At 73.5% G+C, this 6570-nt stretch carries 4 protein-coding genes and 1 pseudogene; 2 read left to right on the top strand and 3 right to left on the bottom strand.

All coding sequences use genetic code 11. The features are described 5' to 3' along the window. Nucleotides 1–679: 679 nt before the first annotated feature. From ACFWXO_RS41180 to ACFWXO_RS41170, 3 genes and pseudogenes are all read right to left on the bottom strand, one after another. Nucleotides 680–1903 (bottom strand): annotated as a pseudogene (locus ACFWXO_RS41180) (diguanylate cyclase domain-containing protein); the annotation flags it as partial. Nucleotides 1904–2174: 271 nt separating this feature from the next. After that, nucleotides 2175–3296 (bottom strand): adenylate/guanylate cyclase domain-containing protein, encoded by a 1122-nt coding sequence (locus ACFWXO_RS41175; RefSeq protein ID WP_375894733.1) that lies wholly within the window; start codon nt 3294–3296, stop codon nt 2175–2177. Between the two features lie 173 nt (nt 3297–3469). Continuing rightward, nucleotides 3470–4375 carry a biotin--[acetyl-CoA-carboxylase] ligase gene (locus ACFWXO_RS41170; RefSeq protein ID WP_380397237.1) on the bottom strand — a complete coding sequence of 302 codons (906 nt, stop codon included), beginning with the start codon at nt 4373–4375 and terminating at the stop codon, nt 3470–3472. 233 nt (nt 4376–4608) lie between these two features. On the opposite strand from ACFWXO_RS41170, the gene ACFWXO_RS41165 reads away from it, so the two are divergent. After that, nucleotides 4609–6219, top strand: coding sequence for an acyl-CoA carboxylase subunit beta (locus ACFWXO_RS41165; RefSeq protein ID WP_380531324.1), 1611 nt, complete (start codon nt 4609–4611; stop codon nt 6217–6219). 29 nt (nt 6220–6248) lie between these two features. Then, nucleotides 6249–6470, top strand: a complete 222-nt coding sequence (locus ACFWXO_RS41160) for an acyl-CoA carboxylase subunit epsilon (protein ID WP_375894726.1) — start codon at nt 6249–6251, stop codon at nt 6468–6470. Nucleotides 6471–6570: the final 100 nt, after the last annotated feature.

The following is a 6570-nucleotide window of genomic DNA, read 5'->3' as shown; positions in this document are numbered from 1 at the left end:
TAAGAGACAGCCCCCGGAACCGCCCCGGGACCCAACCACCCTCCCGAAAGCCCACCCCCCACCCCCCAGCCCCGCGCAGCGGCCCTCACACCACCGGCGGCGACGCACCCCCCGCCAACGCCACCGCCGCCAAAGCCCGCAACGCACAAGCCACCTGCCCCAACGGCAACGTCGCATCGTCCGCGAAGAGCTCGACCAACCAGCCCCCCGCCGCGTTCTGCCCGCCCGCCGCGACCATCCCGCGGTACCCGGAGACCACGAGCATCGCCTCCTCCGCCGGATCGTTCCCCGCCGCCCCCGCGCGGAGCGCGAACGCCCCGCCGCGAACGGCCCGCCGGGTCATCGGGTAGTGACGGAGGTCGAACACCGCGTCGGGCGCCTCGATCTGGGCCCGCTGGGTCTCGGCCCGGGTGCTGCTGGGCCCGCTGGTCATCCGGTAGACGGCGTGCTGGGCGGTGCGCATCAGCTGGGAGCCGGGCGGCACGTACGAGACCCACCAGCCGACCGCGTCGAGCAGCCGGGCGGAGGTCTCGGCGACGACGGCCAGCTTGGCGAGGGTGTCGGCCGGGTGGACGGCCCGGGCGGCCGCGGCCTGGTCGAGGGCGGAGAGGACCGCGGTGAGCAGCTGTCCGGGGTCGGCGCTGTGGGCGGCGCCGCGGAACCGCCGCCGGTCGGCGGTGCCGGCCCGGCCGCCGGGCCCGCGGCGTCCGTCGGCGCGGTGGTGGGGGTCGGCGGCGTCGGCGAGCAGCACGGTGGGGTCGGGCGAGAAGCCGGGGCCGTGGCTGCGCCCGGCCACGACGGGGTGGGCGGCGCGGGCGGCCTTGGCCCGGTACTGGGCGGCGTCGGCGAGCCGGAAGAGCCGGTCGGGGGTGGTGACCGGTCCGATGGAGTCCCCGGTGGAGGCGACGCCGCAGGCGACCCCCTCGCCCTCGGCGAGGGCGAGGGCCCGGGCACAGAGCTCCTCGGCGACGGCGACCACCTCGTCGGCCTTCTGTCCTTCGGCGAGCAGGCAGAACTCGTCCCCGCCGAGCCGGGCGGCCAGGCTGCCGGGCAGTTTGGCGGCGGCCAGCGAGAGCTGGTGGGCGAAGCGTTCGAGCAGCCGGTCGCCCATCTCGTGGCCGAGCTGGTCGTTGACCCGTTTGAGTCCGTTGACGTCGCAGACCACCAGCGAGACCACGGTGTTGTCCCGGTTGTGGGCCTCCAGCGCGCTCTCCAGCCGGGCGTCGACGGCCCGCCGGTTGGCGAGGCCGGTGAGCGGGTCGGAGAAGGCGAGTCTGCGCAGGTCGGCGAGGCGTTCGGTCTGGGCGAGGCCGGCCGAGATCTGGGCGGCGAGCAGGGTCGCGTAGTCGGCGTCGGCCTCGGTGAAGACCGGCAGGCCGACGGACCGGGCGAGGTAGAGCTCGCCCCAGGCCTGTCCGTGCAGCACGATCGGCGCGACCACGCAGCAGGCCCGGCCGCGCCGGCGCAGCGCGGCGGCGCGCTCCTGGCAGTACGCGCCGGCGGTCGGGTGTGCGTGCCCGGCGTGCGGCTCGTCGTTCTCGGCGGTCTGCAGCCAGGCGCGCGGCAGCCGCCCGGTGGTCCAGCGTTCCTCCAGGTAGGTGACGATCTCCGGGAAGTCCGCGACCGGGTAGGACTCGTCCTGCGGCAGCTCCTCCTCGCCGGGCGCGAGCCGGCCGTGGTTGACCAGCACGCGCAGCCGGCCGGACTCGCGGTCCCAGACCGAGACGGCGGCCATGGTGGCGCCGAGCGCCTCGGTGGCCCGGGCGGCGGCGGCCCGGACGGCCTCCAGCGGGGTGAGCGCCCCGGCCATGTCCTGGGCGAGTTCGACCACCGACTGGAGCCGCAGGTCGGGCAGCGGGTCGGCGCGGTGCGGGCCCTCGCAGTCGCAGCCGCGGTCCGTCATGATCGCCTCACTGCTCACCGGCTCGCCTCGCTCCCTGTGCTCGGTCCTCCCGGACCCCCACCGGTCGGCCGCACCCGTGGCCGCTTGCACCAAGACTAGGGCGATTTCGTTCGGTTTTGCCCCGTTTGCCCGGATGGAACCGCAGCAGGCGGTACGACCTTCAACCGTTCGGCCACCGAAACACCACCGACCGGCCCCATCGAACGCCCCGACCGGCCCACTCCCACCGGTGCGACCGCTCCGACCGGTCCGGCTACTCCGACCGGTCCCGCTACTCCGCCTTCATCCGCCGCGACAGCAGCCACGGCTCCACCAGCCCCAGCCCCCGCACCGGCCGCCGCCACATCGGCTGGAGGTGGAACCGCGCCCCCGCGTCCGGCCCCGGCACCGGCAGCCCGGAGGCGGGCATCCCGGCCGCCACCGACAGCGCCTCGGCCAGGCCCGGCCCCTCCGAGTCGGCGGGGGCGACGCTGCCGTTCTGCTCCAGGGCGGCGGCGAACTCGCCGTCGATGAGCACCGCGTCCTTGGGGGCGATGGAGGTGAGCCGGCTGGCCAGGTTCACGGTGGTGCCGAAGACGTCGCCCATCCGCTGGGTGACCGTCCCGAAGGCCATGCCGACCCGCAGCGCCGGGATGGTCTCGTCCTCGGCGAGGGCGTCGATCAGGCTGAGCGCGATCTCGGCGGCGGTGGCCGGGTCCTCGGAGACGTAGAGGATCTCGTCGCCCAGGGTCTTGATCACCCGGCCGCCCTGCCCGGCGATCAGGTCGGAGCAGGTGTTCTCGAAGGTCTCGACGAGTTCGCCGAGTTCCTCCTCCTCCAGCCGCCGGGACAGCCGGGTGAAGCCGACCAGGTCCGCGAAGCCCACCGCGAGCCGGCCGCTGGTGATCTCGTTGTCCTCGGCGGCCTGCACCACCCGGCCGGTGACGGCGGCCAGTTGGCGCCGCCAGACGTACACCAGGAACTGCTCCAGTTCCGGCAGCAGCAGTTCGACCAGCGGGTACGCGACGTCGGCGCGGGTCAGTCCGGGCTCGACGGCCTGGGTGAGGTTCTCCAGGAAGGTGTCCATCTGCCAACCGGCCAGCCGGGCCGTGGTCTGGCCGGTGGAGCGGGCCACCTGGATCGCCATCGACTCGCTGAGCAGCCCGGACTCGACCAGTCCGGCGAGGCGCCGCAGCGCGATCACGTCGCCGTCGGTGAGGGCCCGGGACTGGCCGATGTCGGGGAAGCCCATGGCCCGCCAGAAGCGGGTGGCCAGCTCCATCGGGACGTCGGCGGCACGCGCGGCCTGGTACGGGGTGTAGCGGCGTGGTGCGTCCAGGATCAGGCGTTCCAGTTCGAGCGCGACCGTGGGGTCGTGGCTGCCCGCCGTCCCGCCGTTGCCGTCCTCTGCCACCGGTCCGTCCCCGTGCGGTCGCCGCACTCGCCTCGTGTCCTACCCGTCCGGGCACGCCGTCCGCCACCCGGGCGGACAGTGGCGCGCCTCACACCGCTGCCAGGTGGAATGTTCGCACGGAATCGCGTGATCCGGGGCATCCGCCCGAGTCAAGGAGAGGTGAAGACTGCCGCTCAGCGCGGCTCGGGGCGCGGTTCGGGGCGGACGTGGACCACGTCCCCCGCGCCGACCGCCCGGCGTGCGCCGTCCGCGGTGCGGACCACCAGGCGGCCGTCCCCGTCGATCGCGACCGCCTCGCCGACCAGCTCGTGGTCGCCCGGCAGGTGCACCTTGACCTGCCGGCCGAGGGTGCTGCAGCGGTCCGCGTACGCCCGCAGCAGGTCGCTGGCGTGCGGGTCCCCGGCGGCGGCCGTCCACTCCCGGTAGAGCCCGGCGAACTCGCGCAGCAGGGCGCGCAGCAGGACCGAGCGGTCGGTGGTGGCGGCTCCGGCCAGCGCCAGCGAGGCGGCGGTGGGGACGGGCAGCTCCGCGGTGCGCAACGAGACGTTGAGGCCCATCCCGACCACCACCGCGCCGCCGCTCAGCTCGGTGAGGATGCCGCCGAGCTTGCGCTCCGCGCCGTCGATCCCGGTCTGGAGGTCGTTGGGCCACTTCAACCCGACCTCGACCCCGGCCACCCGGTCCAGGGCGCTGGCGGCGGCCACCCCGACCAGGATCGGCAGCCAGCCGTACCGCTCGACCGGTACCTCCTCCGGGCGCAGCAGGAAGGACAGGAACAGTCCGGAGCGGGCCGGGGCGGTCCACTGCCGGTCCAGCCGCCCGCGCGCGGCGCTCTGCGCCTCGGCGACCAGCACCGCGCCCTGCGGGGCGCCCGCGCGGGCCCGCTCGGCGAGGTCGCTGTTGGTCGAGCCGGTCTCGGTGACGACGTCCAGCGAGGTCCACAGCCCACCCGGGACGACCAGGTCGCGGCGCAGCACCTCCTGGTCCAGCGGCGGCCGGTCCAGGTCGGTCCAGGGGGACGGTCCGGTGCGGCCGAAGCCGCGCAGTCCGCTGCGGCGGGGGGTCTCGGGTGCGGTCATGGTGGCCACCCTAGGACGTGCACCGGCCCGCGGCAGGACGGGCCGCAGAGGCGCAGTCCGCCCCATCGTCCCGCAGAACGCTCGTTGACACACTGTGTCGATGGCCATAACGCCAGGACGTGCCGCATCGCCCTGCGCGCTGGTTACGCTACGCAGCGGTAGTTCGCAGCGCCGCCCTGCCCTCGTGCGCGAGCCCCCGATCCCGGCCCGCGCGATCGAACAGGTCGCGGCCCATGATCAGGGAGAGCCACCGGATGACCGAGGCGCCGTACGACCCCCACACCACCGCCGGGAAACTGGCCGACCTGCGGCGCAGGCTGGACGAGGCGGTGCACTCCGGCTCGTCCAAGGCCGTGGAGAAGCAGCACGCCAAGGGCAAGCAGACGGCCCGGGAGCGGGTCCTGGAGCTGCTCGACGAGGACTCCTTCGTCGAGTTCGACGAGTTCGCCCGGCACCGCTCGACCAACTTCGGCCAGGAGAAGAACCGCCCGTACGGCGACGGCGTGGTGACCGGCTACGGCACCGTCGACGGCCGCCAGGTCGCCGTCTTCGCCCAGGACTTCACCGTCTTCGGCGGTTCGCTCGGCGAGGTCTTCGGCGAGAAGATCGTCAAGGTGATGGACTTCGCGCTGAAGACCGGCTGCCCGGTCATCGGCATCAACGACTCCGGCGGCGCCCGGATCCAGGAGGGCGTGGTCTCGCTCGGCCTGTACGGCGAGATCTTCCGCCGCAACGTGCACGCCTCCGGCGTCATCCCGCAGATCTCGCTGATCATGGGCCCCTGCGCCGGCGGCGCGGTCTACTCCCCCGCGATCACCGACTTCGTGGTGATGGCCGACCAGACCTCGCACATGTTCATCACCGGCCCGGACGTCATCAAGACGGTGACCGGCGAGGACGTCGGCATGGAGGAGCTGGGCGGCGCCCGCACCCACAACACCAAGTCCGGCAACGCCCACTACCTGGCCTCGGACGAGAAGGAGGCGATCGAGTACGTCAAGAACCTGCTGTCGTACCTGCCCTCCAACAACCTGAGCGACCCGCCGTCCTACCCGGAGCAGGCCGACCTCTCGGTCACCGACGAGGACCTCGAACTCGACGCCATCGTGCCGGACTCGGCGAACCAGCCGTACGACATGCGCAAGGTGATCGAGCACGTCGTCGACGACGGCGAGTTCCTGGAGACCCAGCCGCTGTACGCGGGCAACATCATCACCGGCTTCGGCCGGGTCGAGGGCCACCCGGTCGGCATCGTCGGCAACCAGCCGATGGACCTGGCCGGCTGCCTGGACATCAACGCCAGCGAGAAGGCCGCGCGGTTCATCCGCACCTGCGACTCCTTCAACATCCCGGTGCTGACCTTCGTGGACGTGCCCGGCTTCCTGCCCGGCACCGAGCAGGAGTGGGACGGCATCATCCGCCGCGGCGCCAAGCTGATCTACGCCTACGCCGAGGCGACCGTCCCGCTGATCACCGTGATCACCCGCAAGGCCTTCGGCGGCGCGTACGACGTCATGGGCTCCAAGCACCTGGGCGCCGACCTCAACCTGGCCTGGCCGACCGCGCAGATCGCGGTGATGGGCGCCCAGGGCGCGGTCAACATCCTGCACCGCCGGGAGATCGCCGAGGCCGCGGCCACCGGCACCGTCGAGGAGAAGCGGGCCGAGCTGATCGCCTCGTACGAGGACACCCTGCTGAACCCGTACCTGGCCGCCGAGCGCGGCTACGTCGACGCGGTGATCGCCCCGAGCGAGACCCGCCGGCACATCGTCCGGGGCCTGCGGGCGCTGCGCGGCAAGCGCGAGGTGCTGCCGCCCAAGAAGCACGGCAACATCCCCCTGTAGGCACCACCCCTCTCGGGAGAGAACCAGCCATGTCCCCGATCCACGTGCTGCACGGGCAGCCGACCCCCGAGGAGCTCGCCACCGTCCTGGCGGTGGTCCAGGCCCGGGCCGCCGCCGCGCAGGCCGCCGCGGAGGCGGCGCGCCTGGCCGGTGTCGGCCCGGCCTCCCCCTGGAACGACCGCTCCCGGCTGCTCCGCCCCGCCGTCCACCCGGGCGTCAACGCCTGGCGGACCTCGGGCTGGGCGCACTGAGTTGACCACGCGGAGCCGGAAGTACGCCGGACCGCAAAACAGCTCCCACCAACCCCACCTAGCGCGCCCCCACATCACCAAAACACTATTAGCATAAAAA

The organism is Kitasatospora sp. NPDC059088 (genome assembly GCF_042738155.1).
Taxonomy (GTDB): domain Bacteria; phylum Actinomycetota; class Actinomycetes; order Streptomycetales; family Streptomycetaceae; genus Kitasatospora.
Note: the sequence above shows the minus strand (reverse complement) of the source record. Positions and strands in the feature narration are given on the sequence as shown.

Coding starts and splice junctions, on each gene's coding strand:
- ACFWXO_RS41170 (WP_380397237.1), bottom strand. CDS start 4,375: ATGACCGCACCCGAGACCCCCCGCCGCAGCGGACTGCGCGGCTTCGGC.
- ACFWXO_RS41165 (WP_380531324.1), top strand. CDS start 4,609: ATGATCAGGGAGAGCCACCGGATGACCGAGGCGCCGTACGACCCCCAC.
- ACFWXO_RS41160 (WP_375894726.1), top strand. CDS start 6,249: ATGTCCCCGATCCACGTGCTGCACGGGCAGCCGACCCCCGAGGAGCTC.